The organism is Microbacterium sp. LCT-H2 (genome assembly GCF_001866135.1).
Lineage (GTDB): Bacteria > Actinomycetota > Actinomycetes > Actinomycetales > Microbacteriaceae > Microbacterium.
Map to the genome: position 1 here is coordinate 408,054 of NZ_MODW01000002.1, position 24,551 is coordinate 432,604.

Consider the following 24,551-nt stretch of genomic DNA (forward strand, 5'->3'; position numbering starts at 1 on the left):
GTGTAAGATGGAACCCGTACGAACGTGCGTCGGTTGCCGCACGCGTGCTCCCCGGTCCACTCTGCTCAGGGTGGTTGCCCAGAACGACACTCTCATCCCCGATGAGCGTGCTGTCCTGCCGGGGCGCGGCGCGTGGGTGCATCCGACACCCGAGTGCATGGAAGCCGCTCTGCGGCGTCGAGCTTTCGGAAGAGCACTGCGTGTGACCACTCAGCTGGACACACGGACCTTCGAACAGCACCCACCAAGAAACAAAGGCTGAACAGCTATGGAAACAAAGTGAACGGCTCGAAATGAGACCCGTCCGCGACTAGTGGTCTGCCCTGTCTGGGCAGACCGACCCAGACAGGAGAATTGTGGCTGGTAAACCACGCGTACATGAGATCGCCGCCGAACTCGGCGTCGACAGCAAGGTCGCTCTTGCGAAGCTCAAGGAACTCGGCGAGTTCGTGAAGAGCCCGTCGTCGACGGTCGAGCCCCCGGTGGCGCGCAAGCTGCGCGCCGCGATCGAGGCCGACCCGTCGCTCAAGGCGGGGTCTGAGCCCGCTGCCGCGAAGCCCGCGGCGAAGCCGGCACCGAAGTCCTCGGCGCCCACCCCCGGTCCGAAGCCCGGCCCCAAGCCGGGTCCCGCGGCTCCTGCCGCTCCGGCACCGGCACCCGCTCCCGCGGCGGAGAAGGCTCCGGCGCCCGCGAAGCCGTCGGCTCCGGCTCCGGCCGCACCGTCCTCCGGTGACGGCAACGCGCCGAAGCCCGGCGCGCCGCGTCCCGGCAACAATCCGTTCTCGTCCGCGCAGGGCATGGGCCAGCGTCCCGCCGGTCCTCGTCCCGGCAACAACCCCTTCGCCTCCGCGCAGGGGATGGGCCAGCGGCCGACCCCCGGCAACATCCCGCGCCCGCAGGCGCCCCGTCCCGGCGCTCCGCGCCCGGGTGCCCCTCGTCCCGGCTCGCCGCGACCCGGTGCACCCCGCGGCGGTCAGGGTGGTCGTCCCGGTGCTCCGTTCCAGCAGCGTACGGGCGGCCCCGGTCGTCCCGGCGGTGGTGGCGGTCCCGGTGCAGGTCCCCGTCCCGGCGGTGGTTTCGCCGGTCGTCCCGGTGGCGGCGGTGGCCGTGGCCGCGGTCCCGGCGGTGGTACCGCCGGCGCCTTCGGCAAGGGCGGTGGCAAGAGCAAGCAGCGCAAGTCGCGGCGGGCGAAGCGGCAAGAATTCGAGATGCGGAGCGCCCCGGTCGTCGGTGGCGTCAACGTCACCCGCGGCAACGGGGAGATCATCCGCATGCGTCGTGGCGCGTCCATCGCGGACTTCGCCGACAAGATCGAGTCCCTGACCGGCTACACCGTGCAGCCGGGCACCCTCGTCACGATCCTCTTCAACCTCGGCGAGATGGCCACGGCCACCGAGTCGCTGGATGAGGCCACGTTCGAGGTCCTCGGTGAGGAGCTGGGCTACAAGGTCCAGATGGTCTCGCCTGAGGACGAGGACAAGGAGCTCCTCGAGGGCTTCGGTCTCGACCTCGAGAAGGAGCTGGAGGAGGAGAGCGAGGACGACCTCGAGATCCGTCCCCCGGTGGTCACCGTCATGGGTCACGTCGACCACGGTAAGACCCGCCTTCTCGACGCGATCCGTCAGACCAACGTGATCGAGGGTGAGGCCGGCGGCATCACTCAGCACATCGGTGCCTACCAGGTCTGGACCGAGCACGAGGGCATCGAGCGGGCGATCACGTTCATCGACACCCCCGGTCACGAGGCGTTCACCGCCATGCGTGCCCGTGGTGCACAGGTCACCGACCTGGCGATCCTGGTGGTCGCGGCCGACGACGGCATCATGCCGCAGACGGTCGAGGCGCTGAACCACGCTCAGGCGGCGAACGTGCCGATCGTGGTCGCGGTGAACAAGGTCGACAAGCCCGAGGCCAACCCGGCCAAGGTGCGTCAGCAGCTCACCGAGTACGGTCTGGTGGCCGAGGAGTACGGCGGCGACGTCATGTTCGTCGACGTGTCGGCCCGGGCCAACACCGGTATCCAGGAGCTCCTGGACGCGGTGCTGCTCACGGCGGACGCCGGTCTCGACCTCACCGCCAACCCGAACAAGGCCGCTCGCGGTGTCGCCATCGAGGCGAAGCTCGACAAGGGCCGCGGTTCGGTCGCGACGGTGCTGATCCAGTCCGGAACCCTCCGGGTGGGCGATGCGATCGTGGCGGGCACCGCTTACGGCCGCGTCCGCGCGATGATCGACGAGAACGGCGAGATCGTCGAGGCGGCCGCGCCGTCTCGTCCGGTCCAGGTGCAGGGTCTGAACTCCGTGCCGCGCGCCGGCGACGTCTTCATCGTCACCGAGGAAGACCGCATGGCCCGTCAGATCGCGGAGAAGCGCGAAGCCGTCGAGCGCAACGCCCAGCTGGCCAAGGCCCGCAAGCGCATCTCGCTCGAGGACTTCACCCGTGCTCTCGAAGAGGGCAAGGTCGAGTCGCTCAACCTCGTCATCAAGGGTGACGTCTCCGGTGCCGTCGAGGCGCTGGAGGAGTCGCTCCTCAAGATCGAGGTCGACGACTCGGTGCAGCTGCGCATCATCCACCGCGGTGTCGGTGCGATCACCGAGTCCGACGTGAACCTGGCGACGATCGACAACGCGATCATCGTGGGCTTCAACGTCCGCCCCGACACGAAGGCGCGCGAGCGCGCCCAGCGTGAGGGTGTGGACATCCGCTTCTACTCCGTCATCTACAACGCGATCGAGGAGATCGAGAGCTCGCTCAAGGGCATGCTCAAGCCGGAGTACGAAGAGGTCCAGTCGGGTGTCGCCGAGATCCGCGAGGTGTTCCGCTCCTCGAAGTTCGGCAACATCGCCGGTGTCATCGTGCGGTCGGGGACGATCACGCGCAACGCCAAAGCCCGCGTCATCCGCGACGGCGTCGTCATCGCCGATGGCCTGGCCATCGAGTCGCTGCGTCGGTTCAAGGACGACGTCACCGAGGTGCGGACGGACTACGAGGCCGGTATCGGCCTCGGCAAGTACAACGACATCCAGGTCGGCGACGAGATCGAGACGACCGAGATGGTGGAGAAGCCGCGCGGCTGATCCGCACGACTGCGGCGGCTGCCTCCTCCTCCCGTGACGGGGGAGGGGGCAGCCGCCTCCGCGGTTCGCTGGGAGCCGCGATGCACAGAGGTGGGAGAAGGAACTATGGCTGGTGAACGACAGGCCCGACTCGCGGATCGCATCCGCGTGATCCTCGCCGAGCGCTTGGAGAAGGGGCTGCGCGACCCGCGTCTCGGCTTCGTGACCATCACCGACGTGCGTGTGAGTGGTGATCTGCAGCACGCCTCCGTGTTCTACACGGTGCTCGGTACCGAGGAGGAGCGCCTCGCCAGCGGTGCCGCGCTCACGTCCGCGACCGGAATGCTGCGCAGCGAGGTCGGACGACAGCTCAGCACTCGACTCGTCCCCACGCTCGAGTTCATCCCGGACGCGCTCCCGGAGAACGCCGATCACATCACCGCTCTGCTGCGCGAGGCGCAGGAGCGCGACGCGGAGGTGGCCAAGCTGGCCTCGTCCGCGACCCACGCCGGTGAAGCCGACCCCTACCGGTCGGACGACGACGAGGACTGATCCCGTCTGATACCCTCAGGTCCGCGGCGGGACAACCGGTGGATCTGGGGGGATCGACATTCAGCCCACGAGCACGCCCGCGGGGCTCTTCGTCGCGCCTGCCGTCGTCGAGCCGTTGCTGGATGAGCTTCGACGGCGCGACCTGTGTTGCGCGCCGCACGTGGCGGCGCAGCTCGCGGCTTCTCTGCCCGAGGACGTCGACGCCGTCCTCGCGGTGGCCGCCGGCCTGACGCCCGAGCAGCGCCGCGGACTGAGTCGGCTCCCGTGGCCGCTGCCGTCTGCGGCGGTCCGGGCAGGCATCCGAGGGCTGGCGAGCCCCGACCGGCTGCTCCTGCTCACGGTGGTATTGGCGCTGGAGGACGAGCTGGAACCGATCCTCGCGGCCGCTGGGCGCAGTGTGGAGGAAGTGCGCGCGAGCGCCGCCGCGCCGCATCTGACGATCCACGCGGGCTCCATCCGGCTCACGGACCCGCGCACGGCCGTGGAGGTGCACGAGGCCGCGTCGCCGGCGGAGGTCGTGCTCGTGCACAGACGACTGGCCGACGTCGCGGTCGTCCGCGGAGATCGGACCGGCGCGGCGTGGCATCGCGCGCGGTCGTGTGCCGTGCGAGACCGACGAGCCGCTGTGCTCTTGACGGCCTGCGCCCGCCTCGCGGCCGACGCGGGGCTCACCGAGCGCGCGCTGCTCCTGGCCGCTGAGGCCGCCGCGCACGCGACCGGCGCCGTCGGCGAGGAGGCTCGGGTGCTCGCCGGCAGCGCGGCGCTCGCCTGCGGCCACGCCGCGGATGCCGAGGCGTGGCTGAGCGGTCTGTTCCCGGGCGCCGCGGAGCATCGACGGGTACGGGCGCTCGGCCCCTACCTCGCCGCCCGCACCCTTCGGCACGGCCACGTTCCCGCTGTCGATCCGCGGCGGCTCGCCTCCGGCTCCGATACCGACGCCACGGCCTGGGCACGATCCGCGGGGCTCGTCGCGATCCTGTGCGCGGAACGTCGCGACGGCGGGGCGGAGTGGCGCTGGCTCGCCCAGGTCCGCGAAGCCTCCCGCGCGGGGACGGACCGTGCGCTGCGTGATGCCGTGGTGGGGGTGTGCGCTCTCCTCGCCGGCGACGTCATGCCGGCTAGCGGGACCGCGGGCCTCGGGGGGCTCGGCGGCGTAGCGGCGGCGCTGCACACGGCATGCGCGGGCGACATCGACGAGGGCCTGCGGCTGCTGCGGACGGGAGGACTCCCCGGGGCGGAGGGGGATCCGGTGTTCCCCGGCTTCGAGAGCAGCCCGGTGGTGCGGGCCTACCGCGCCGTCACCGAGGTGCTGCTCCTCGTCTGGCGCGGAGACATCGGTCCGGCCAGGGAACTGCTCCGGCACGCGGCAGTGGAGCTGCCCGTCGCGATCCCGTTCGCCGGTCTCGGCGTCGTGCTGGCGCGACGGCTCGACCTGGCCGTCCTCGGCGCCCTGGGACCGATCGCGCGCGCTCTCACCGACGTGCTCCCTCCCGCCGTGGAGTCGGACGTGCTGGTCGATCGCGCCGTCGAGGCCTTTCTGGACGGGTCTTTCGAGGCGGCCGTCGGAGCCATGGGGCTGTGGCGGGACCGCGGCGCCCCGCAGCCGCTGTTCGCGGTGCCGGGAGTCGACGAGGCCGTGCTCTGGGTGCCGGGGGGATACCGGCCGGGGACCGTGCGCCCGCCGGAGAGCGAGGTCGCCGCGGCGTTGCGGCGGGCGGTCGTCGGTTCCGCCGGTCCCACATGGCGCACGGACCAGGAGGAGCTGCGGGCGGTAGCGAGCCGGCTTCGGTCTCCGTTCGCCCGAGGGCGGGTCGAGGCGCTGCTCGGGGTCCGATCCGGGCTGCACGGAGACGTGGTCTCGGCACGCGGGCACCTCGCGCAGGCCGAGCGGCTGTTCGAGGTCGCCGGAGCGCGGGCCTGGGAGCGCGCGGTGCGACGACGGCGGGAACGGCTCGAGGCGTCCGGGACCACGGCGGACGGGACGGCGGCCCTGCCCGCCTGCCGGAGCGCCTGGGGTCAGCGACTGACGCCCCGGGAACTCGAGGTGGCGATGCTCGCGGTCGGAGGGACGGCGAACCGCGCGATCGCGGAGCGGCTGTCGGTCTCCGTCCGCACGGTCGAGGTGCACCTCGGACGCGCGTTCGCCAAGCTGCACGTCCGCAGCCGCGTCGAACTGACCGTGCTGGCCCATCGCACCGAACAGCTCCTCTGAGCGCTCACCGTGGCAGGGAGAGGCCCTCCCCGTCGGCTTCCGCGAGCCCGTCGGCGATGAGGGAGTCGATCGCTCGATCCCGCTGATGCGCGTCGGGCCAGTCCGGGAGGACGGCGGTGAGCGGGACCGTGGCGGGGGCGGCACGCAGAAGCCGGAGCACGGCGCCGCGGGCCTGCCGGTCTGATCCCTCGTACGCGGCCTGTCGTCGCCTCCCATCCCCGGTGTCGGGCCGGCCGGCCGCGAGCCAGGCGCAGGCGTCCGCCAGCGGGCAGCGCTCGCACTGCGGTGCTCGGGAGGTGCAGACCGTCGCACCGAGTTCCATCGCCGCGGCGTTGATGACGGATGCGGCGACGGGGTCCTCGGGGAGTATCGCGGCCATGAGCGCGAGGTCGCGGCGGGAGGGAGACCCCGGTTGCGCTCGTCCCTCGATCGCCCGGGCCAGCACGCGCCGGGTGTTGGTGTCGACGACGGGATGACGGTCGCCGTACGCGAACACGGCCACCGCACGGGCGGTGTAGTCGCCGATCCCGGAGAGGGCGAGGAGGGCGTCGACGTCACGCGGCACGACGCCGCGGTGGCGCTCGACCACCTCGACGGCCGCACGGTGCAGCCACAGGGCGCGCCGTGGATAGCCGAGGTTCGCCCATTGCTGCACGACCTCCGCCGGAGAAGCGGCCGCCATCGCGCGGGGTGTGGGCCACCGCGTCAGCCACGCGTCGAGGTGCGGGATCACGCGGCTCACGGGCGTCTGCTGCAGCATGAACTCGCTCACCAGCACGCCCCAGGCACCGAAGGCTGCGTGGAAGTCCGGACGGCGCCAGGGGAGGTCGCGGGCGTGTTCGGCATACCAGCCGTGCAGGGGCGTCATCGTCGCGGGAGACGGTGCGGGCGCGGCCATCCCTCCACCCTAGGCGAGCGGGTACCGCTCCCGGTCTCGGTAGGCTGGAGGGATGGCGACCCCCGGCATCCTCCTCGTCGACAAGCCCGGCGGGCTGACCAGTCACGACGTGGTCGCCCGCACCCGACGGGCTTTCGGGACCCGCAAGGTCGGTCACGCCGGGACCCTCGACCCGATGGCCACCGGACTGCTCGTCATCGGCATCGAGGGCGCGACCCGCCTCCTCACCTACATCGTGGGAGCGGACAAGACCTACGAGGCGACCATCCGGCTCGGTGCCGTCACGTCCACCGACGACGCCGAGGGGGAGACACTGCGCCGCGCGGATCCCGATGCCCTCGCTGCGATCGCGGACGCGACGATCGACAGGGGAGTGGCCGCGCTCACGGGGGCGATCTCCCAGGTCCCCAGTGCGGTGTCGGCCATCAAGGTCGACGGCCGCCGCGCCTACGATCGTGTCCGTGCGGGCGAGGAGGTCGTCCTCGAACCGCGGGATGTCGTCGTCTCCCGGTTCGACGTCGTCGCGCGACGTCGCGACGACCACGCGATCGACCTCGATGTCGTCGTGGACTGCTCGTCCGGAACGTACATCCGCTCGCTGGCCCGCGATCTGGGCGCCGCCCTCGGCGTGGGTGGTCACCTGACCGCCCTCCGCCGCACCCGCGTCGGCCCGTTCGCCGTGCGCGACGCCGTGACGATCGACGCCCTGGAGGGCGCCCCCGTGCTCACCCCCGGCGAGGCTGCCGGCCGCGTCCTCCCCGTCCTCCGCGTCTCGGCGGAGGAGGCGCGTGATCTGCGACACGGCAAGCGATTGGCCGGCGTCGCTGCGCGGCTGGACGGCCCGCTCGCGGCCGCCATCGAAGACGACGGCGGCCTGGTGGGGATCGTCGAGAAGCGCGGCGCCGATGTGAAGAGTGCCATGAACATGCCGGAGGTCTCCCGATGATCCTGTGGTTCACGATCGTCCAGATCGTCGTCGCCCTCGCCGCGGGGCTCTTCTGCCTCGGCGCGGGATTCGCCGGTCGGCGCCCCAGTGACTTCTCCGTCGGAGCGCTCGCTCTCGTCGAGGTGCTGCTGATCGTGCAGATCGTCGTCGCCATCGTCGCGCCGCTCGTGGGGAACCCACCCACCGGGGACCTGCTGGAGCTCTGGGTGTATCTCGTCTCGGCGGCCCTGCTGCCCGTGGGCGCGGTGCTCTGGGCCCTCATGGAACGCAGCCGGTGGAGCACGGTCGTCCTCGGCGTGGCCGCCCTCGCGATCGCGATCATGCTCTGGCGCATGCAGGTCATCTGGACCGTGCAGGTCGCCTGAGGAGCACCCGGAGCGGACGCCGCGGAGCCCACTCGGCTCTAGGATGGAATGCGCTATGAGCTCCACCGCCCCCTCCACTCGGATGACTGGTATCGGTCGTGTCCTGGTGATCGTCTACGCCGTGATGGCGCTGGCGGCCACCGGGCGCAGCTTCGTGCAGATCGTCCGTCGGTTCGACGAGGCCCCGTTGGCCTACAGCCTCTCGGCGCTCGCCGCGGTCGTGTACGTCCTGGCGACGCTCGCGCTCGTCTTCGCGCGTCGTCGCGGCTGGTACACCGTCGCGTGGGTGGCGATCGTGTTCGAGCTCACCGGTGTGCTGGTCGTCGGCGCGCTCAGCCTCGTCCTGCCCGACCTCTTCCAGCACGAGACCGTCTGGTCGCTGTTCGGGCGCGGCTACCTCTTCATCCCCCTGGTCCTTCCGATCTTCGGGATCTGGTGGCTGCGCACGCACCGGCCCGTCGACGCCGCGCCTCCGGTCGAGGTCGCCGCGTGATCGTGTTCCGGAGTCCGGACGAGGTGCCGGAGGACTTCGGGCCCAGCGTCGTCGCCATCGGCAAGTTCGACGGCGTGCACGAGGGGCACCGCGCCGTCATCCGCCGCCTGGAGGAGGCTGCCGCGGCCTCGGGGAGCCGGGCCGTCGCCGTCACGTTCGACCGCAACCCCCTCGCCGTGATCCGCCCCGACCGGTGTCCCGAGAACGTCGTGACCGTCGACCGCAAGCTGGAGCTCCTGGGCGAGCTCGGGCTCGACGCGACCCTCGTGCTGACCTTCGACGAGACGCTTGCGGCCCTCAGCGCGGAGGACTTCGTCGCCGATATCCTCGTCGGCGCGCTGCACGTGTCCACCGTCCTCGTGGGCGCCGACTTCCGCTTCGGACACCGGGGCGCGGGCACCCCCGACCTGTTGCGCGATCTCGGTCCCCGGTACGGCTTCACCGTCGAGGTCGTCGACGACGTCTACCTTCCGGGGTCGAGCCGCCGGGTCTCGTCGAGTTGGATCCGCGAGCTCCTGATGGCCGGCGATGTCGTGGAGGCGACTCGCGCCCTCGGGCGGTATCCCGACGTGCGCGGCGTCGTCGTCCACGGGCTGAAGCGCGGACGCGAGCTCGGGTTCCCGACTGCCAACCTCTCCACGATCGTCGATGCGTTCGTGCCGGCCGACGGCGTCTACGCCGGCTGGCTCGTCGACCACGACACGGGCATCCGGCATCCGTCGGCGATCTCGGTGGGCACGAACCCGACGTTCGACGACGTGCTCGTGCGGCAGGTCGAGGCGCACGTGCTGGGGGAGACCGGACTCGATCTCTACGGTCACGACGTGACGGTGGAGTTCGTCGCGCGGCTGCGCGGCATGGTCGCCTTCGAGGGCATCGAGAAGCTGATGACCCAGATGGCCGCCGATGTGACGCAGGCCGCGACGATCCTGGACGTGTCCGCGTAACACGACGGCGCCGCGTTCCTGCGGCCGGTGCTCGCGATGACATAGAATGGGATCAGGCTCCCGCCGGTCCCGCACTCATCGCGTGCTCCGGAGGGAACACCGATCCACAGTCCGCACGGTCCTGGCTCACGCCACACGCGGACGACGAGAACGGCTCGCGGCTCCCCGGAGGCGCCGGAGCCCTTCAGGCTCAGGAGGAGCATGCCGACCACGGCAACCGCCGCCCCGCGGCGTAAGAAGACGTCCCGTCGCGACGACGAGGCACCGCTCATACCGATCCTCGCGCGCAAGGTGCGCGAGATCGAGGCGAAGTCCCAGCGCGGCAAGCTGGGCCCCACGAACCGCACGAAGTTCCAGGTGATCGCCTTCCTGGTGCGCGAGGAGCGCGCCCGCGTGAAGGCCGATCCCGAGATCACCGACGCGGCCCGTGCCGAGCTGCTCAAGCGCCTCGACGGCGTCGCGACGATCCTCGCGAAGACGGCCGCACGGGACACCTCGCTCATCCAGCTGCTCGAAGCAGACCAGGCCACGTCGCCCGTCGCGAAGCGGATGCGGCGCGACTGGCTGCTCGAGTCCGGCGCGGAGCTCCCGCCGGAGGAGCTCATCATCGCCGACCCGGCGCCCGTGCAGACGCCCGTGGTGCCCGCGGCCATCGCGGAGCGTCAGGTCACCCCGCCCTCGGTGGAGGCCCGTCAGCTCGCCAACCCGTTCCTCGCGCCCGACCTGACCCCGCGACCGGCCAGCACGCCCCGCCGCCGCCTCGATGGCTGGGAGCTCATGGGGCCGCTGTACAAGGCCTTCGAGACCGGCGCGGGCGGTGCGGCGGCCTCGATGGAGCTTCCGCCGGCCCCGGAGTTCGACCACATCTCGCCCAAGGGGCGCGAGGTCATGGTGCACCAGTCGCGTTTCCTCGAGGCTGTGCGCGCCGGCCACCGCAGCTTCCTGCTCGCCGACGAGCCGGGCCTCGGCAAGACGGCGCAGTCGGTGCTCGCGGCCTCCGTCGCCGGCGCCTATCCGCTGCTCGTCGTCGTGCCCAACGTCGTGAAGATGAACTGGGCGCGCGAGGTCGAGCGGTGGACGCCGCAGCGTCGTGCCACGGTCATCCAGGGCGACGGCGACGACATCGACGCCTTCGCCGACGTGTTCATCGTCAACTACGAGATCCTCGACCGTCACATGTCGTGGCTCGCGTCGATCGGCCTGCGCGGCATGGTCGTCGACGAGGCGCACTTCATCAAGAACCTCTCGTCGCAGCGTTCCCAGAACGTGCTGTCGCTCGCGGCGCAGGTGCGTGAGCGCACCCCGGGGCATGATCCGCTCATGCTCGCCCTCACGGGTACCCCGCTCATCAACGACGTCGAGGACTTCGACGCCATCTGGCGTTTCCTCGGCTGGACGAATGGGGAGAAGCCCGGACCCGAGCTCATGGAGAAGCTCGACGCGACGGGACTCACGCCGGCGGACAAGGCCTTCTACCCGGAAGCCCGCGACGCGGTGATCTCGATGGGGATCGTGCGACGGAAGAAGAAGGACGTCGCCGCCGACCTGCCCGACAAGCTCGTCGCCGATCTGCCGGTGCAGCTCGACGACGAGTTCGGCCGCAGCATCCGCCAGGCCGAGCGCGAACTGGGGGAGCGGCTGGCCGCCCGCTACCGTCGCATCATCGAGGCGCGGGGCGACCGAGGACTCGCGCCGGGAGAGATCGACGACGACATCGTCCGCCTCGTGGCGCAGAACGAGCTCGAGGAGTCGAAGGCCGCTGGGACCGGGGGAGACAACGTCTTCACCATGGTGCGCCGCATCGGCCAGGCCAAAGCCCTCCTGGCGGCCGACTACGCCGCGCAGCTGCAGCGGTCGGTCGGCAAGGTCGTGTTCTTCGCGAAGCACATCGACGTCATGGACCAGGCGGAGGCGCACTTCGCCTCGGCGGGCATCCGCGCGGTATCCATCCGCGGTGACCAGACGAGCACGGCGCGGCAGCAGGCCATCGACGATTTCAACGGCGACCCCGAGGTCGGCATCGCGGTGTGCTCGCTCACGGCGGCCGGCGTCGGACTCAACCTGCAGGCGGCGTCGAACGTCGTCCTCGCGGAGCTGTCGTGGACGGCGGCCGAGCAGACGCAGGCCATCGACCGTGTGCACCGCATCGGGCAGGACGAGCCGGTCACGGCGTGGCGGATCATCGCTGCCCACACGATCGACACGAAGATCGCGGAGCTCATCGACCAGAAGCAGGGCCTTGCGGCCCGCGCCCTGGACGGCGAGGCGACGGAGGAGGCGGCGAGCGAGTCGGTGCAGCTGGCGGCGCTCATGCATCTTCTTCGCGAGGCTCTGGGCGGCCGCTGAGACGGCGTCAAGAACGCGGCTTCTTAACGTCGTTCCGCCCGCGACATCCTGTCGCGGCGCGAACTTCGACGGAATCGCTCGTCGTGGCCGTCAAGATCGCCGGTTTTCGACGCGCTCGAATGGCCACGCGAGGGGGCGGCGCGCTAGTGTCGATCGCAGGCACTGTCGCCTCACCCCCATCCCTCGACCTCCGAAGGCAGCAGCATGAAGATCGGCATCCTGACGAGCGGCGGCGACTGCCCCGGACTCAACGCGGTCATCCGCGGCATCGTGCTCAAGGGCACCACGACCTACGACCTCGAGTTCGTCGGCATCCGTGACGGGTGGCGCGGCGTCGTCGAGGGCGACTTCATGCCCCTGACGCGGCATGAGGTGAAGGGCCTGTCCAAGGTGGGTGGCACGATCCTCGGCACATCCCGCACCAACCCGTACGAGGGGGAGCGCGGAGGTGCAGACAACATCGCGAAGACCCTCTACGGGCACAAGATCGACGGCATCGTCGCCATCGGCGGCGAAGGGACCCTCGCCGCGGCGGACCGCCTCGCGAAGGACGGCATCAAGGTGCTCGGCGTCCCGAAGACGATCGACAACGACCTCCGTGCCACCGACTACTCGTTCGGCTTCGACACCGCCGTGAACATCGCCACGGACGCCATGGACCGGCTCCGCACTACGGGCGACTCCCACCAGCGCTGCATGGTCGCCGAGGTCATGGGTCGTCACGTCGGCTGGATCGCCCTGCACGCAGGCATGGCCGCCGGTGCGCACGTCATCTGCATCCCCGAGGTGCCGATGTCGCTGGACGAGATCACTGCTCTGGTCACGAGCGCCCACGATCGCGGTCGCGCACCGCTCGTCGTCGTCTCCGAGGGCTTCAAGCTCGCCGGCATGGACGAGGCCTACAGCGACAAGGGTCTGGATGCGTTCAACCGCCCGCGGCTCGGCGGCATCGGCGACCTGCTCGCCCCCGAGATCGAGCGGATCACGGGCATCGAGACGCGCGCCACGATCCTCGGGCACATCCAGCGCGGCGGCTCGCCGTCGGCGTTCGATCGCGTCCTCGCGACTCGGCTGGGACTGCACGCCGCGGACGCGATCGTCGACGGCGCCTGGGGGCAGATGGTCGCGATGCAGGGCACCGATATCGTCCGCGTTCCGTTCGCCGATGCTCTGGGTGAGCTCAACACCGTGCCCCGCTACCGCTACGACGAGGCCGCCGCCCTCTTCGGCTGACCGCCTCCCGGCTTCAGGCTGACCCGCGGCTTCAGGCTGACGCGTGGCTTCAGGCTCTCGCTCACGTCGCGCAGCTTCAGGCTGACGCGTGGCTTCAGGCATCGTGCTGTCTTTCGTGCCTGAACTCCCGTGAGAGCCTGTGTCCGCGCGGCCGCCTGTTCTCACGGCCCGCGCTGTGTGAGGCCCTCGCGTGGCCTCAGGCATCCTGCTGTCTTTGTCGCCTGAACTCGCGCGAGTGCCTGGGCTTGTGCTCGATCTGCTACCAGCGAGCCGCCGGACGGCTCGCGCGATGGAGGCCCTGCGCGAGCGCGGCTAGGACGGTGTCCTCGACATGACTGTCGTCGACCATGACCTGGTGGTAGTCGAAGCGCAGGACGGTGTAGCCGCGGAGGGCGAGCCTCGCGTCGGCAGCGAGGTCTCGTCGCCGGTCGGCCGCAGCGCTGTGGTGGCGGAAGCCGTCGATCTGGATCGCGAGCCGTTCGCCGATGACACCGTCGAGCGGATGGCCGTCCACCCACACCTGCTGTCGCACGTCGATGCCGATCGCGCGCATCCGTTCGATGAAGACCGTCTCGGGGCCGGAGTCGGACCGGCCGCGGACGGTTCGAGCGAGGCGTTTCGCGGCGTCGCATCGCCATCGCACCCGCGCGAGCGTATCCAGCTCCACCGCCCCGTGGCGGATGGCGGATTCCCAGATCGCGCGGGCCTCGACGGGCGGCCGACATCGCGCGACCTGGAAGAGGACATTCAGGACGGGATCGATCGCCGCGTGCGGATGCGCCGGCACAGGCCCCTGGGCGCAGTGCACCTGGACGCCGCCGCGGTCGAACCGAGAAGCGGTACGGGGGAGGGCGACGTGTACGTCCGTGGCCCCGACATCCCACCATCCGGCGAGAGCCGCAGCGCTCACACAGGTGACTCTCCCGCCAACCGAAGCAGCCGCCCGGCGCCGTGGATCGACATCGGGGATGAGGAGCCACGACCGGCGCACGCGCTCGAGTGTGCCTTCCTGCACCGCGCGACGCATCTGGTACTCGGTGAAACCCGCCTCACGTACGCGCGACGAATGCGCGGATCCCCCCTGCTCTCGAACCCAGCTCTCGACCCTCGTGCGTCTCACCCCTCCACCCTGAGCACTCGCCCGGCCCCCTTCACCGCCGCACCATGCATGGGGATGAGCTTCGCGGGATCCTTGCCCTGTGCAGAACCAGTGGTCGCGTGTGGTCACCACAAGTCGCCGGGATCAGGCAGCGACAGCCCCTCGCGACTGATGTCGCGCGCTTGCCTGAGGCCGCGCGGAAGCCTGAGCCGACGCAGGACGCGTGAGCACAGGCGTCCGCGCGAGATCAGGCCAGGAGAACCGCGAGTGCCTGATGCCGCGCGAGGGCCTGATGCCGCGGGTCAGGCGAGGTGGAGGGTGTCGAGCAGCCAGGCGAGCTCGAACGCGCGCTCGCGCCAGGAGTTGTACCGCCCGCTCACGCCCCCGTGCCCGGCGACCATCTCGCACTTGAGCAGCACATCCTTCGCACCGGCCTCTCGCAGCCGGGCGACCCACTTCGCCGGCTCCACGTAGAGCACGCGGGTGTCGTTCAGCGAGGTCACCGCGAGGATCCTCGGATACTCCACGCCGTCGCGCACGTTCTCGTACGGCGTGTACGACTTCATGTACGCGTACACCTCGGGGTCGTGCAGCGGGTCGCCCCACTCGTCCCACTCGATCACCGTGAGGGGGAGCGAGGGGTCGAGGATCGTGGTCAACGCGTCGACGAACGGCACTCCCGCGAGGATCCCGGCGAACAGCTCCGGCGCGAGGTTGGCGACCGCGCCCATCAGCAGACCGCCCGCGCTCCCGCCTTCCGCGACGAGCTGGGCCGGGGTCGTCGTGCCCTGGTCCACGAGGTGCCGGGCGCAGGCGACGAAGTCCGTGAAGGTGTTCCGCTTGTGCAGGAGCTTGCCCTCCTCGTACCACTGCCGGCCCATCTCGCCGCCGCCGCGCACATGCGCCACGGCGAAGACGACTCCGCGATCCAGTTCCGAGAGTCGGGCGACGGAGAAGCCCGGGTCGATGGAGTGCTCGTACGAGCCGTAGCCGTAGAGGTGGACGGGCCGGGGCGTCGCGCCGGGCTCTCCGAAGGAGCGCTTCCAGACGAGCGAGATCGGCACGCGCGTGCCGTCCTCCGCCGTGGCCCATTCCCGCCGCTGTCCGTAGTCGGCGGGGTCGTAGTCGCCGAGCACCGTCACCTGCTTGCGCAGCACGAGCTCCCGCGTCGCGAGGTCGAGCTCGTACACCGTGCCCGGCGTGACGAACGACGTGTAGCCGAGACGCAGGAATGGGGCGTGCCACTCCGGGTTGCCGCTGACACCGGCGGAGTAGAGCGGCTCGTCGAACCGCAGCTCCTCCACCGCGTTCGTCGCGTAGTCCAGCAGTCCGACGCGTTCGAGGCCCTCGCTGCGGTACTCCACCGTGGCGAAGTCGCGGAACGCGTCCACCCCGAGCAGTCGTCGTCCCGGCTGATGCGCGACGACGACGCGGCGCTCGCCCTGCGGGTCGTCCGCCGCCACGGAGACGAGCTCGAAGTCGAGGGCGTCGTCGTTGTGCAGGATGAGGAGCCGGTCCTCGCCGTCGACCACCGCGTGCTCGAGCGAGTACTCCACGCCTTCGCGTCGCGGCCACACCGTGCGCGGCTCCGCGGTGATGTCGCCCGCGAGATCGACGAGGTACTCCTCGCTCGTGATGCTGGACCCCACGCCGATCACGAGGTAGCGACGGCTGCGGGTGATCCCGGCACCGAGCCAGAACTTCTCGTCGGGCTCGTGGAAGAGCGTGATGTCGTCCGACACCGGGGTCCCGAGCCGGTGCAGCCACAGGGTGTCCGGACGCCAGGCGTCGTCGCGGGTCGTGTAGAGGATGCCGGTGCCGTCCGGGGTGAAGAACGCGCCCCCGGTGTTCGGGATCTCGTCGTCGAGGGTGACGCCCGTCTCCAGGTCGCGGACGCGCACGGTGTAGAGCTCGTCGCCCTCGAAATCGGTCGACCACAGCAGCTTCGTCGCATCGTCGGAGGTGTCGAACGCGCCGAGCGAGAAGAACTCGTGCCCCTCCGCCTCGACGTTGCCGTCCAGCAGCACCACCTCGCCGGGCACCGGCACCCCCGGCTCGAGGCGCGGCGGCGTCCAGTCGCCTTCGACGGCGGCGGCGCGGCAGTGGATACCGTACTGCGCACCCTCCTCGGTGCGGCTGTAGTACCACCAGTCTCCGCGTCGCGTCGGCACGGAGAGGTCCGTCTCCTGGACCCGGCCCTTGATCTCCTGGAACAGCGTCTCCCGCAGATCGGCTAGGTGTGCGGTCTCGGCCTCGGTGTGCGCGTTCTCCGCCTCCAGGTGCGCGATGACCTCGGGGGAGTCCTTCGCGCGCAACCACTCGTACGGGTCGTCGACCGTGTCGCCGTGGTGCGTGCGGAGGGTGGAAAGGCGGGCGGCGATCGGGGCGTCAGTCACCGTCCCACGCTATCCCAGGTCGAGTTGACCGGCACGGGGGACGGTGGCAGGATTTACCGGGGCCGGTAAACGGAAGTCAAACCCACGGTGAACTCTTCGTTCGTCACGTCGATCCCGTCGACATCTCCCTCTTCCTCAAGACCGAAAGCGAACGGTGGAAACCGCAGCCCTCATCGTCGTGCTCGTCATCGCGCTGGCACTCTTCTTCGATTTCACGAACGGGTTTCACGACACCGCGAACGCGATGGCGACGCCCATCGCGACCGGGGCGCTCAAGCCCAAGACCGCGGTTCTCCTGGCCGCCCTGCTGAACCTCGTCGGCGCCTTCCTGTCGACGGAGGTGTCCAAGACCATCTCCGGCGGCATCATCCAGGAGGATGCGATCATCGCCGCAGGGGCGGAGTTGTTCCTCTCGCTGATCTTCGCTGGACTCATCGGCGCGATCACCTGGAACATGCTGACCTGGCTGCTCGGCCTTCCGTCCAGCTCCTCCCACGCCCTCTTCGGCGGTCTGATCGGCGCGACGCTCGTGGGTGCCGGCCTCGGGGGCATCGATTTCGGCGCCGTGCTGTCCAAGATCGTCCTCCCCGCTCTCATCGCCCCGATCACTGCCGGCATCATCGCGTACGTCGCGACGAAGATCGCCTACTCGGTCACCCGTCGTTATGACGGCAAGCCCGACGGGCGCGACGGCTTCCGCTGGGGGCAGATCTTCACGTCCTCTCTCGTCGCCCTGGCGCACGGCACCAACGACGCGCAGAAGACGATGGGTGTCATCACCCTCGCGATGATCACGATCGGCTGGCAGTCCGGTGCGCACCATGAGCCCGAACTCTGGGTCATCGTCGCCTGTGCCTTCACGATCGCCCTCGGCACGTATCTCGGTGGCTGGCGCATCATCCGCACGCTGGGCAAGGGCCTGACCGACGTCAAGCCGGCACAGGGCTTCGCGGCCGAGAGCTCGACGGCAGCGACGATCCTCGCCTCCAGTGCCCTCGGCTTCGCCCTCTCCACCACGCAGGTGGCCTCGGGATCGGTCATCGGATCGGGTCTCGGTCGCCGCGGCTCGACGGTCCGCTGGCGGACGGCCGGCCGCATCGGCGTCGGCTGGCTGCTGACACTGCCCGCAGCCGGAGGCGTCGGCGCCCTGGCGGCGCTGCTCGTCGTCTGGCTCGGTCCCTGGGGCGTGGCCATCGACGCCGTGCTCGCCGTGGTGATCATCCTCGGGCTGTACCTGCGTTCCCGGAGGAACGCCGTCACGCCGGCCAATGCCATGAGCGACGTCGCCGAGTCCCACCTCGCCGTCGAGGTCCCCGACACCCCGCCCCCCACGCGTCGTCAGCAGCGCATCGCCCAGGCGAAGGCCGAGGCGAAGGCCCGCGCCGAGGCCAAGGAGAAGGCGAAGGCCGAGGCCAAGGACAAGGCGAAGAAGAAGGCCAAGGCCAAGGCCGACGCGAAGGCCGCGAAGACCGGCAGCGTCTCCTCGTCCGATACGTCGCAGAACGGGGACTCGGCATGAACGTCACGATCGACTGGATCGCCTTCCTGCAGGTGTTCGCCGCCGCGCTCATCGGCGCCGCCGCCATCGTCACCTTCTACGCCCTGGGTCTGCGTCTGCTCGTGCGCAGCGGGCGAGCGCCCGTCGTGAGCCCCGCGGAGTTCACCGACGCCATCACGGTGATCTCCGAGAAGGAGCTTAAGCGGGCCGCCAAGCAGGCGGCGAAGGCGGCGAGGAAGAGCCCGCTCACCGAAGGGCAGAAGACCCTCGCCCTCGTGGGCGCCTACGGCTGCTTCGTGCTCTGCGGGGCCGCGGTCATCGCCGGCATCCTGCTCATCGTCGTCGGACACTGAGCGTCCGGCGCGCCAAGGAGGAGCGTCGGCGCCCGCCCCTAGGCTGAGGGCATGTCCGCACTCAACGGAACGCCCCCGGTCTTCGGCCGGTACGCCCCCGCGTCGCATGTCCTGATCCATGTCAGCGACCCGCACTTCCTGGCCGGCGGTGCCGCGCTGGGGGGACGGTACGACGTCGAGCGCACGTTCGCGCGGACGCTCGAGGCGATCCGCGCCGTGCATCCCGCTCCCTCCGCCATCGTGATCACCGGGGACCTCGCCGACCTCGGCGAGCCGGATGCGTACCGCCGGCTCCGGGCCGCGATCGAGCCGGTCGCCGCCGAACTCGGCGCACCCGTGGTCTGGGTCGCGGGCAACCACGACGAGCGTCCGGCGCTGCGCGAGGCCCTCCTCGACGCCGAGCCCACCGAGGAGCCGGTCACCGGGGTGTGGGATCTCGACGGGCTGCGCCTCGTGGCCCTCGACACCAGCGTTCCGGGCTGGCACCACGGCGACCTCGATCCGGCGCAGCTCGGGTGGCTCGCCGAGGTCCTCGCCGAGCCTGCGCCGCACGGCACGATCCTGGCGATGCATCACCCGCCGCTGCCCAGTCATCTGCCGCTGTTCGACATCCTCGAGCTCCGTCATCAGGACGAGCTCGCCGCCGTCATCCGCGGCACCGACGTCCGTGGCATCCTCGCCGGCCACCTGCACTACTCCGCACACGGTCTGTTCGCCGGTGTCCCGGTGAGCGTGGCGTCCGCGACCTGCTACACGATGAACGTCGCCCGTCCGGCGGCGGAGGTGAACGGCATGGACGCCGCCCAGGCCTTCCAGCTCGTGCACGTGCGGCCGGAGACCCTCACGCACACGGTCGTCCCGGTGGTCGACGCGCCGACCGGCGACTACTTCTCGGAGGAGTGGATCGCCCGGATGGCGGCGTTGACCCCGGAAGAGCGCCTGGAGGCGTTCTCCCGGAAATCCCCGCAGGGACCGGCGTAGACTGGTCGCATCCCCCACTTTTCCGTTCGCCACGACCCACGAGGATGTGACATGGCTTCTGCCGCGCCCGCCAATACACGCACTGAGACCGATTCGCTGGGGAGCATGGAGATTCCCGCCGACGCGTACTGGGGGATCCACACCGCCCGCGCCGACGCGAACTTCCCGATCACGAAGCGCCCCATCTCGGTGTACCCCGAACTCGTGATCGCGCTCGCGATGGTGAAGCAGGCCAGCGCCAGGGCCAACAAGGAGATCGGCGTCCTCGACGCCGAACGGGCCGACCTCATCGACCGCGCGGCGCAGCGCGTCATCGACGGCGAGTTCCACGACCAGTTCACAGTCGGCGTCATCCAGGGCGGCGCCGGCACCTCGACGAACATGAACGCGAACGAGGTCATCACCAACATCGCCCTCGAGATGGCCGGACGCGAGAAGGGCGACTACGCCTTCCTCTCTCCGATCGACCACACGAACCGCAGCCAGTCGACCAACGACGTCTACCCGACCGCGGTCAAGATCGGCCTTTCGCTGACGCTGCGCTCGCTGCTCGACGAACTGGACGCGCTGCGCGTCGCGTTCCTCGGGAAGGCGGGGGAGTTCCACGACATCCTCAAGGTCGGCCGCACGCAGCTCCAGGACGCCGTGCCCATGACGCTCGGCCAGGAGTTCCACGGTTTCGCCACGACCCTGGGTGAGGACCACAGCCGCCTCACCGAGAACGCCTCCCTCATGTTCGAGATCAACATGGGTGCGACCGCCATCGGCACCGGCATCACGACCCACCCCGACTACGCGCCGGCGGTGCTGAAGCACCTGCGCGAGATCACCGGGCTCGACCTCGAGACGGCGACCGACCTCGTCGAATCCACGAGCGACACGGGCGCCTTCATGTCGTTCTCCTCGTCGCTCAAGCGGAACGCCATCAAGCTCTCGAAGATCTGCAACGACCTGCGCCTGCTGTCGTCGGGTCCGCAGGCGGGCCTGGGCGAGATCAACCTGCCGGCGCGGCAGGCCGGCTCCAGCATCATGCCCGGCAAGGTCAACCCGGTGATCCCGGAGGTCGTGAACCAGGTGGCGTTCGCCGTGGTCGGCGCCGACATGACCGTGACCATGGCCGTCGAGGGCGGTCAGCTCCAGCTCAACGCCTTCGAGCCCGTCATCGCGCACTCGATCTTCCAGTCGATCACCTGGATGCGTCAGGCCATGTGGACGCTGCGCGTGAACTGCGTCGAGGGCATCACGGCCAACCGCGACCGCCTGGGCGCGATGGTCGGCGCGTCGGTCGGCGTCATCACGGCGCTCACGCCCTTCATCGGCTACGCGGCGGCCGCGGCTCTGGCCAAGACCGCTCTGCTGACCAACCGCAACGTCGCCGACCTGGTGGTCGAGGCCGGGCTCATGTCGCGCGACGAGGTGACCAAGCAGCTCTCTCCCGCCCGCCTGTCGGGGCTGGAGGCGGTCACCGCGGCCATCCCGATCGTCACCCCCGACGACCTCATCCAGATCTGAGCGTCGACCGGATACGCGAAGGGGACGGGAGCGCGCAGCTCCCGTCCCCTTCGTCGTGTCCGGGTCAGTCGAGGATACGGCAGTGCGTCGTGAGCTCGCCGATCCCGTCGATGCCGACCGTGACGGTCGAGCGGTCGCGGAGGAAGATCTGCGGATCGCGGGAGTAGCCGGCCCCGCCGGGGCTGCCCGTCGAGATCAGGGTGCCGGGCAGCAGCGTGAGCGACTGGGAGAGGTGGGCGATGAGCTTCGCCACCGAGCGCACCATCTGGTCGGTACTGGCGTCCTGCACGGTGTGTCCGTCGACGACGGTCCAGATGTGGAGGTCCTGCGGGTCGGCGATCTCGTCGGCGGTCACCACGAACGGGCCGGTCGGGGTGAAGCCGTCGAACGACTTGCAGCGGGACCACTGCGCCTCGGAGAACTGGATGTTCCGCGCGGTGATGTCGTTGACCACCGTGTAGCCCCATACGTGCGTCAGGGCGTCGGCCTCCGGGACGTCCTTCGCGGGGGTGCCGATGAGCACGCCCAGCTCGGCCTCGTAGTCGACGGCCTCGCTGAGGCTCCGGGGCCAGGAGGTCGTCTGGTCGTGCCCGGTGAGCGAGTTGGGCCACAGGGTGAAGACCGTCGGCGCCGCGTCGGTCTTCAGGCCGAGCTCACTGGAGTGCGCGGCGTAGTTGAGGCCGACGGCGAGCACGGCGGGCGGGCCGATCACCGCGGAGGCGAAGCCCCAGCCGTTCAGAGGGTGACGCGGAGCGTCGCCGTCGCGCAGGGCCGTGCGGAGCTCGTCGAGTCCGGCGTCTCCCCGCTCGATCAGCTGCTGCAGGGTGGCAGGCGTGTCGGACAGGAGATCGGAGACGAGGATGGCGTCCGAGCCCTCCACCACGGCGAGAACCGCACGAGGGGAGTCTGGACGGCGCAGGTGAGCGAACCGCATGCTTCTACGCTACCGGGTGCGTGCGGCTCGTCGGGTGGAGGAAGGCCCCAGAGCCCGGCGCGGATGCTTGTGCCCCATAAGCTTTGACCATGACCTTCGGAGGACCGTCCGACCCCCACCAGCCCGAGCGGTACACGCCCCCGTCCGCGCCACCCGCGCAGCCGAGCGCGTACTCCGCCGCGCAGTACGCACAGTCCCCGTACCTGCCGCCGTCGTTCGGACAGCAGCCGGGCTACGCCTCTGCGCTCGCGCAGCCGACGCCCTACACGCCGCCGGCCCCGGTCGCGCCGTCGCCCGCGGAGTCGCTCCCGGCTCTCCCGGTGCCGAACAGGAAGGGCCGCACGATCTCGCTGTGGCTGTTCGGCTTCCTCGGGTTCCTCCTTCTCGCGCTCATCGGCTACTTCGGCTGGGCGCTCGGACCGACCGCCTCGGTGATCGGGCTCGTCCTGGCGTTGATCCCGCTCACCGTCGTCTTCCTCGGGGTGCGCATGATCGACCGCTGGGAGCCGGAGCCCAAGCGACTGGTCGCGTTCGCGATCGCCTGGGGTGCCGTCGCCGCCGTCGGTCTCACGCTCCTCGTCGACATCGGCCTCACGATGCTTCTCGGCATCCGCTCCGAGGAGTTCTCGGCGGTGATCCAGGCGCCCATCGTCGAGGAGTTCTGGAAGGGCCTCGGGGTCTTCCTCATCTTCCTGCTCGCGCGACGGTCCTTCGACGGTCCGGTCGACGGCGTCGTCTACGGGGCGCTCGTCGGTGCGGGCTTCGCGTTCACCGAGAACATCCAGTACTTCGCCATCAGCCTGATCGAGGGCGGCGGAGAGCAGCTCGGCGTCACGTTCATCGTCCGGGCGGTGCTGTCGCCGTTCGCCCACGCGATGTTCACCTCGCTGACCGGGTTCGCCATCGGCCTCGTCGCCCGCCGTCATGCGTCCGCGGGTGCGGCGGCCGGAGCCGGCCTGCTCGGCATGGTCGGAGCGATCCTCCTGCACGGGTTGTGGAACGGGTCGGCGACCTTTGCCGACTTCTTCGGGCTCTACTTCACGCTGCAGGTGCCGCTGTTCATCGGCTTCATCCTCGGGATCATCGCCCTGCGCCGGGAGGAGGCCCGGCTCACCCGGGCGCGCCTGGCCGAGTATGCCGCCGCCGGCTGGTTCACGCCGGAGGAGGTCACCATGTTGGCGACGCCGTCCGGACGCAAGGCGGGGCTCGCCTGGGCGGCACAGCTGCGTGGTGATCGCCGGCCGCTGATGCGCGAGTTCATCAAGGACGCGACGGCTCTGGCCGCCGTCCGCCAGCGGGCGATCACCGGTCGTGACCCGCTCGCGGTCGAAGACGAGCGTGCCCTGCTGATCCGGACGAGGGCGACACGAGCGGCGCTGCTGGCCTACTGAGCGGCACGCCCGGAGACAGACTCAGCGCCCGGTGCTGCGGCGATGCCTGCATGTCTCCCGGGCGCTGAGTTGATCTGCCACCAGGGTGCACCCGGCCCCGGGGATGTGTCAAGAGCCTCCGCGCCGGGGCGGTGGAGGCGGCTCGACGAGGTGTTCGCTGTGAGCAGGTGCGGTCGCGTTGACCGCGCGCGCGACGGTCGGGTTGGATGGAGCCATGACTGATCGCACAAAGCCCGAGTTCGACGCCCCGACCGGCCCTGCGCCCGCAGAACTGGTCATCCGCGACCTCATCGAGGGTGACGGTGCCGAGGCCAAGCCCGGCGACACCGTCACCGTCCACTACGCCGGTGTGGAGTTCGAATCCGGCGAGGAGTTCGACTCGTCGTGGGGTCGCGGCGAGACCATCCAGTTCCCGCTCCGCGGCCTGATCCAGGGCTGGCAGGACGGCATCCCCGGCATGAAGGTCGGCGGTCGTCGCGAGCTGATCATCCCGCCGCATCTCGCCTACGGCCCGGCCGGGGGAGGGCACTTCCTCTCCGGCAAGACGCTGATCTTCATCATCGACCTCGTCGCCGTCGGCTGACGGCCTCGTTCGGAAGCGCCCCGCACCCTGTGGTGCGGGGCGCTTTCGATGTCTCCGGACTTTCTGCTCGACACGGGAATACATGCGAGTGAATGTATGTTGTGGGAAGGGTGCCGCGGACGATCGCGGCGCCATCCCTTTCGCCGCCACCGCGGCCGACGACTCCTGAGGAGCATTCATGAGCAGCATCGACATCCCCGGTTACCGCCCCGGCACCTGGGTCCTCGACCCGTCCCACAGCGAGGTGACCTTCAGCGTCCGTCACATGATGATCTCCAAGGTGCGCGGCACCTTCGGCGTGAAGAGCGCGACGCTCGTGGCCCCGGAGAACCCCCTCGACGCCAAGGTCGAGGCTTCCGTCGACGTGACCTCCGTCGACACGAAGGACGAGGGCCGTGACCAGCACCTGCGCTCCGCCGACTTCTTCGACACCGAGAACTTCCCGACCATGGACTTCGTCTCGACCGGCGCGCGCGTCGAGGGCGGCGACTTCCTCGTGGACGGCGACCTCACCATCCGCGGCATCACCAAGCCCGTCACCTTCGAGCTCGACTTCGGCGGCTTCGGCAGCGACCCGTGGGGCAACTACAAGGCCGGCGCCTCCGCCAAGACGGTCATCAACCGTGAGGACTTCGGCCTCACCTGGAACGCCGCGCTGGAGACCGGCGGCGTGCTCGTCGGCAAGGACGTCACGATCACGCTCGACCTCCAGGGTGCGCTGCAGCAGGACTGACGCGCAGACCTCTCCGAACCCCG

General features: G+C 70.3%; 21 protein-coding genes. 17 read left to right on the forward strand and 4 right to left on the reverse strand.

Annotated elements, in window-relative coordinates; genetic code table 11:
* Window positions 1-7 precede the first annotated feature (7 nt).
* The 4 genes from BK819_RS16335 to BK819_RS06345 all read left to right on the forward strand — a co-directional run bounded on the left by BK819_RS16335 (window position 8) and on the right by BK819_RS06345 (window position 5,820).
* Window positions 8-262 (forward strand): YlxR family protein, encoded by a 255-nt coding sequence (locus BK819_RS16335; protein WP_083391685.1) that lies wholly within the window; start codon window positions 8-10, stop codon window positions 260-262.
* Window positions 263-356: 94 nt separating this feature from the next.
* A complete protein-coding gene (gene infB, locus BK819_RS06335) occupies window positions 357-3,077 on the forward strand; it encodes a translation initiation factor IF-2 (RefSeq protein ID WP_071328393.1) in 2,721 nt (906 codons plus the stop codon).
* A gap of 105 nt (window positions 3,078-3,182) precedes the next feature.
* Window positions 3,183-3,608 carry a 30S ribosome-binding factor RbfA gene (gene rbfA, locus BK819_RS06340; RefSeq protein WP_060923633.1) on the forward strand — a complete coding sequence of 142 codons (426 nt, stop codon included), beginning with the start codon at window positions 3,183-3,185 and terminating at the stop codon, window positions 3,606-3,608.
* Window positions 3,609-3,768: 160 nt separating this feature from the next.
* Window positions 3,769-5,820 (forward strand): helix-turn-helix transcriptional regulator, encoded by a 2,052-nt coding sequence (locus tag BK819_RS06345; RefSeq protein ID WP_071328394.1) that lies wholly within the window; start codon window positions 3,769-3,771, stop codon window positions 5,818-5,820.
* A 4-nt stretch (window positions 5,821-5,824) separates the two neighbouring features.
* On the opposite strand, the gene BK819_RS06350 is transcribed toward BK819_RS06345, so the two are convergent.
* A complete protein-coding gene (locus BK819_RS06350; RefSeq protein WP_371259817.1) occupies window positions 5,825-6,718 on the reverse strand; it encodes an A/G-specific adenine glycosylase in 894 nt (297 codons plus the stop codon).
* A 52-nt stretch (window positions 6,719-6,770) separates the two neighbouring features.
* On the opposite strand from BK819_RS06350, the gene truB reads away from it, so the two are divergent.
* From truB to BK819_RS06380, 6 genes are all read left to right on the forward strand, one after another.
* Entirely contained in the window at window positions 6,771-7,664 is an 894-nt protein-coding gene (gene truB, locus BK819_RS06355; RefSeq protein ID WP_071328395.1) for a tRNA pseudouridine(55) synthase TruB, read from the forward strand.
* Window positions 7,661-8,029 (forward strand): hypothetical protein, encoded by a 369-nt coding sequence (locus tag BK819_RS06360; protein WP_071328396.1) that lies wholly within the window; start codon window positions 7,661-7,663, stop codon window positions 8,027-8,029. Before truB ends, BK819_RS06360 begins: the two co-directional genes overlap by 4 nt.
* A gap of 55 nt (window positions 8,030-8,084) precedes the next feature.
* The gene (locus BK819_RS06365) at window positions 8,085-8,522 is read left to right on the forward strand and encodes a hypothetical protein (RefSeq protein WP_083391686.1); all 438 of its coding nucleotides are present in this window, start codon (window positions 8,085-8,087) and stop codon (window positions 8,520-8,522) included.
* On the forward strand, window positions 8,519-9,469 hold the full coding sequence (locus BK819_RS06370; protein WP_071328398.1) for a bifunctional riboflavin kinase/FAD synthetase: 951 nt from the start codon (window positions 8,519-8,521) through the stop codon (window positions 9,467-9,469). The genes BK819_RS06365 and BK819_RS06370 overlap by 4 nt, the downstream gene beginning before the upstream one ends.
* Window positions 9,470-9,670: 201 nt before the next feature.
* Window positions 9,671-11,815: a DEAD/DEAH box helicase gene (locus BK819_RS06375; protein ID WP_071328399.1), complete on the forward strand. Its 2,145-nt coding sequence runs from the start codon at window positions 9,671-9,673 to the stop codon at window positions 11,813-11,815.
* A 204-nt stretch (window positions 11,816-12,019) separates the two neighbouring features.
* The gene (locus BK819_RS06380) at window positions 12,020-13,048 is read left to right on the forward strand and encodes a 6-phosphofructokinase (protein ID WP_025103187.1); all 1,029 of its coding nucleotides are present in this window, start codon (window positions 12,020-12,022) and stop codon (window positions 13,046-13,048) included.
* Window positions 13,049-13,307: 259 nt separating this feature from the next.
* Here the strand turns inward: BK819_RS06380 and BK819_RS06385 are convergent, their stop codons facing one another.
* Together BK819_RS06385 and BK819_RS06390 are read right to left on the reverse strand one after the other, a co-directional pair.
* Window positions 13,308-13,958, reverse strand: a complete 651-nt coding sequence (locus BK819_RS06385; protein WP_256209405.1) for an endonuclease domain-containing protein — start codon at window positions 13,956-13,958, stop codon at window positions 13,308-13,310.
* A 491-nt stretch (window positions 13,959-14,449) separates the two neighbouring features.
* Window positions 14,450-16,543, reverse strand: coding sequence for a S9 family peptidase (locus BK819_RS06390; RefSeq protein WP_071328401.1), 2,094 nt, complete (start codon window positions 16,541-16,543; stop codon window positions 14,450-14,452).
* A gap of 154 nt (window positions 16,544-16,697) precedes the next feature.
* Here BK819_RS06390 and BK819_RS06395 point away from each other — a divergent pair, with 154 nt between their 5' ends.
* From BK819_RS06395 to BK819_RS06410, 4 genes are read left to right on the forward strand one after another with little or no spacing between them, the layout of a single operon-like run.
* Window positions 16,698-18,062 (forward strand): inorganic phosphate transporter, encoded by a 1,365-nt coding sequence (locus BK819_RS06395; RefSeq protein ID WP_071328402.1) that lies wholly within the window; start codon window positions 16,698-16,700, stop codon window positions 18,060-18,062.
* Window positions 18,059-18,394 carry a hypothetical protein gene (locus BK819_RS06400; protein WP_025103191.1) on the forward strand — a complete coding sequence of 112 codons (336 nt, stop codon included), beginning with the start codon at window positions 18,059-18,061 and terminating at the stop codon, window positions 18,392-18,394. Before BK819_RS06395 ends, BK819_RS06400 begins: the two co-directional genes overlap by 4 nt.
* Window positions 18,395-18,445: 51 nt before the next feature.
* Entirely contained in the window at window positions 18,446-19,375 is a 930-nt protein-coding gene (locus BK819_RS06405) for a phosphodiesterase (RefSeq protein ID WP_071328403.1), read from the forward strand.
* A gap of 51 nt (window positions 19,376-19,426) precedes the next feature.
* On the forward strand, window positions 19,427-20,887 hold the full coding sequence (locus tag BK819_RS06410) for an aspartate ammonia-lyase (RefSeq protein WP_071328404.1): 1,461 nt from the start codon (window positions 19,427-19,429) through the stop codon (window positions 20,885-20,887).
* A gap of 64 nt (window positions 20,888-20,951) precedes the next feature.
* Here the strand turns inward: BK819_RS06410 and BK819_RS06415 are convergent, their stop codons facing one another.
* Window positions 20,952-21,821, reverse strand: a complete 870-nt coding sequence (locus BK819_RS06415) for a fumarylacetoacetate hydrolase family protein (RefSeq protein WP_071328405.1) — start codon at window positions 21,819-21,821, stop codon at window positions 20,952-20,954.
* Between the two features lie 89 nt (window positions 21,822-21,910).
* On the opposite strand from BK819_RS06415, the gene BK819_RS06420 reads away from it, so the two are divergent.
* The 3 genes from BK819_RS06420 to BK819_RS06430 all read left to right on the forward strand — a co-directional run bounded on the left by BK819_RS06420 (window position 21,911) and on the right by BK819_RS06430 (window position 24,528).
* Window positions 21,911-23,212, forward strand: a complete 1,302-nt coding sequence (locus tag BK819_RS06420; protein ID WP_083391688.1) for a PrsW family intramembrane metalloprotease — start codon at window positions 21,911-21,913, stop codon at window positions 23,210-23,212.
* Between the two features lie 214 nt (window positions 23,213-23,426).
* Window positions 23,427-23,795 carry an FKBP-type peptidyl-prolyl cis-trans isomerase gene (locus tag BK819_RS06425; protein ID WP_071328406.1) on the forward strand — a complete coding sequence of 123 codons (369 nt, stop codon included), beginning with the start codon at window positions 23,427-23,429 and terminating at the stop codon, window positions 23,793-23,795.
* A gap of 178 nt (window positions 23,796-23,973) precedes the next feature.
* Window positions 23,974-24,528, forward strand: coding sequence for a YceI family protein (locus tag BK819_RS06430; RefSeq protein WP_025103197.1), 555 nt, complete (start codon window positions 23,974-23,976; stop codon window positions 24,526-24,528).
* Window positions 24,529-24,551: the final 23 nt, after the last annotated feature.

What these genes read in the sequence shown, in the direction of transcription:
- BK819_RS16335 (WP_083391685.1), top strand. Translation starts at nt 8, where the DNA reads ATGGAACCCGTACGAACGTGCGTCGGTTGCCGCACGCGTGCTCCCCGG.
- rbfA (WP_060923633.1), top strand. Translation starts at nt 3,183, where the DNA reads ATGGCTGGTGAACGACAGGCCCGACTCGCGGATCGCATCCGCGTGATC.
- BK819_RS06350 (WP_371259817.1), bottom strand. Translation starts at nt 6,718, where the DNA reads ATGGCCGCGCCCGCACCGTCTCCCGCGACGATGACGCCCCTGCACGGC.
- truB (WP_071328395.1), top strand. Translation starts at nt 6,771, where the DNA reads ATGGCGACCCCCGGCATCCTCCTCGTCGACAAGCCCGGCGGGCTGACC.
- BK819_RS06360 (WP_071328396.1), top strand. Translation starts at nt 7,661, where the DNA reads ATGATCCTGTGGTTCACGATCGTCCAGATCGTCGTCGCCCTCGCCGCG.
- BK819_RS06365 (WP_083391686.1), top strand. Translation starts at nt 8,085, where the DNA reads ATGAGCTCCACCGCCCCCTCCACTCGGATGACTGGTATCGGTCGTGTC.
- BK819_RS06375 (WP_071328399.1), top strand. Translation starts at nt 9,671, where the DNA reads ATGCCGACCACGGCAACCGCCGCCCCGCGGCGTAAGAAGACGTCCCGT.
- BK819_RS06380 (WP_025103187.1), top strand. Translation starts at nt 12,020, where the DNA reads ATGAAGATCGGCATCCTGACGAGCGGCGGCGACTGCCCCGGACTCAAC.
- BK819_RS06400 (WP_025103191.1), top strand. Translation starts at nt 18,059, where the DNA reads ATGAACGTCACGATCGACTGGATCGCCTTCCTGCAGGTGTTCGCCGCC.
- BK819_RS06405 (WP_071328403.1), top strand. Translation starts at nt 18,446, where the DNA reads ATGTCCGCACTCAACGGAACGCCCCCGGTCTTCGGCCGGTACGCCCCC.
- BK819_RS06410 (WP_071328404.1), top strand. Translation starts at nt 19,427, where the DNA reads ATGGCTTCTGCCGCGCCCGCCAATACACGCACTGAGACCGATTCGCTG.
- BK819_RS06415 (WP_071328405.1), bottom strand. Translation starts at nt 21,821, where the DNA reads ATGCGGTTCGCTCACCTGCGCCGTCCAGACTCCCCTCGTGCGGTTCTC.
- BK819_RS06420 (WP_083391688.1), top strand. Translation starts at nt 21,911, where the DNA reads ATGACCTTCGGAGGACCGTCCGACCCCCACCAGCCCGAGCGGTACACG.
- BK819_RS06425 (WP_071328406.1), top strand. Translation starts at nt 23,427, where the DNA reads ATGACTGATCGCACAAAGCCCGAGTTCGACGCCCCGACCGGCCCTGCG.
- BK819_RS06430 (WP_025103197.1), top strand. Translation starts at nt 23,974, where the DNA reads ATGAGCAGCATCGACATCCCCGGTTACCGCCCCGGCACCTGGGTCCTC.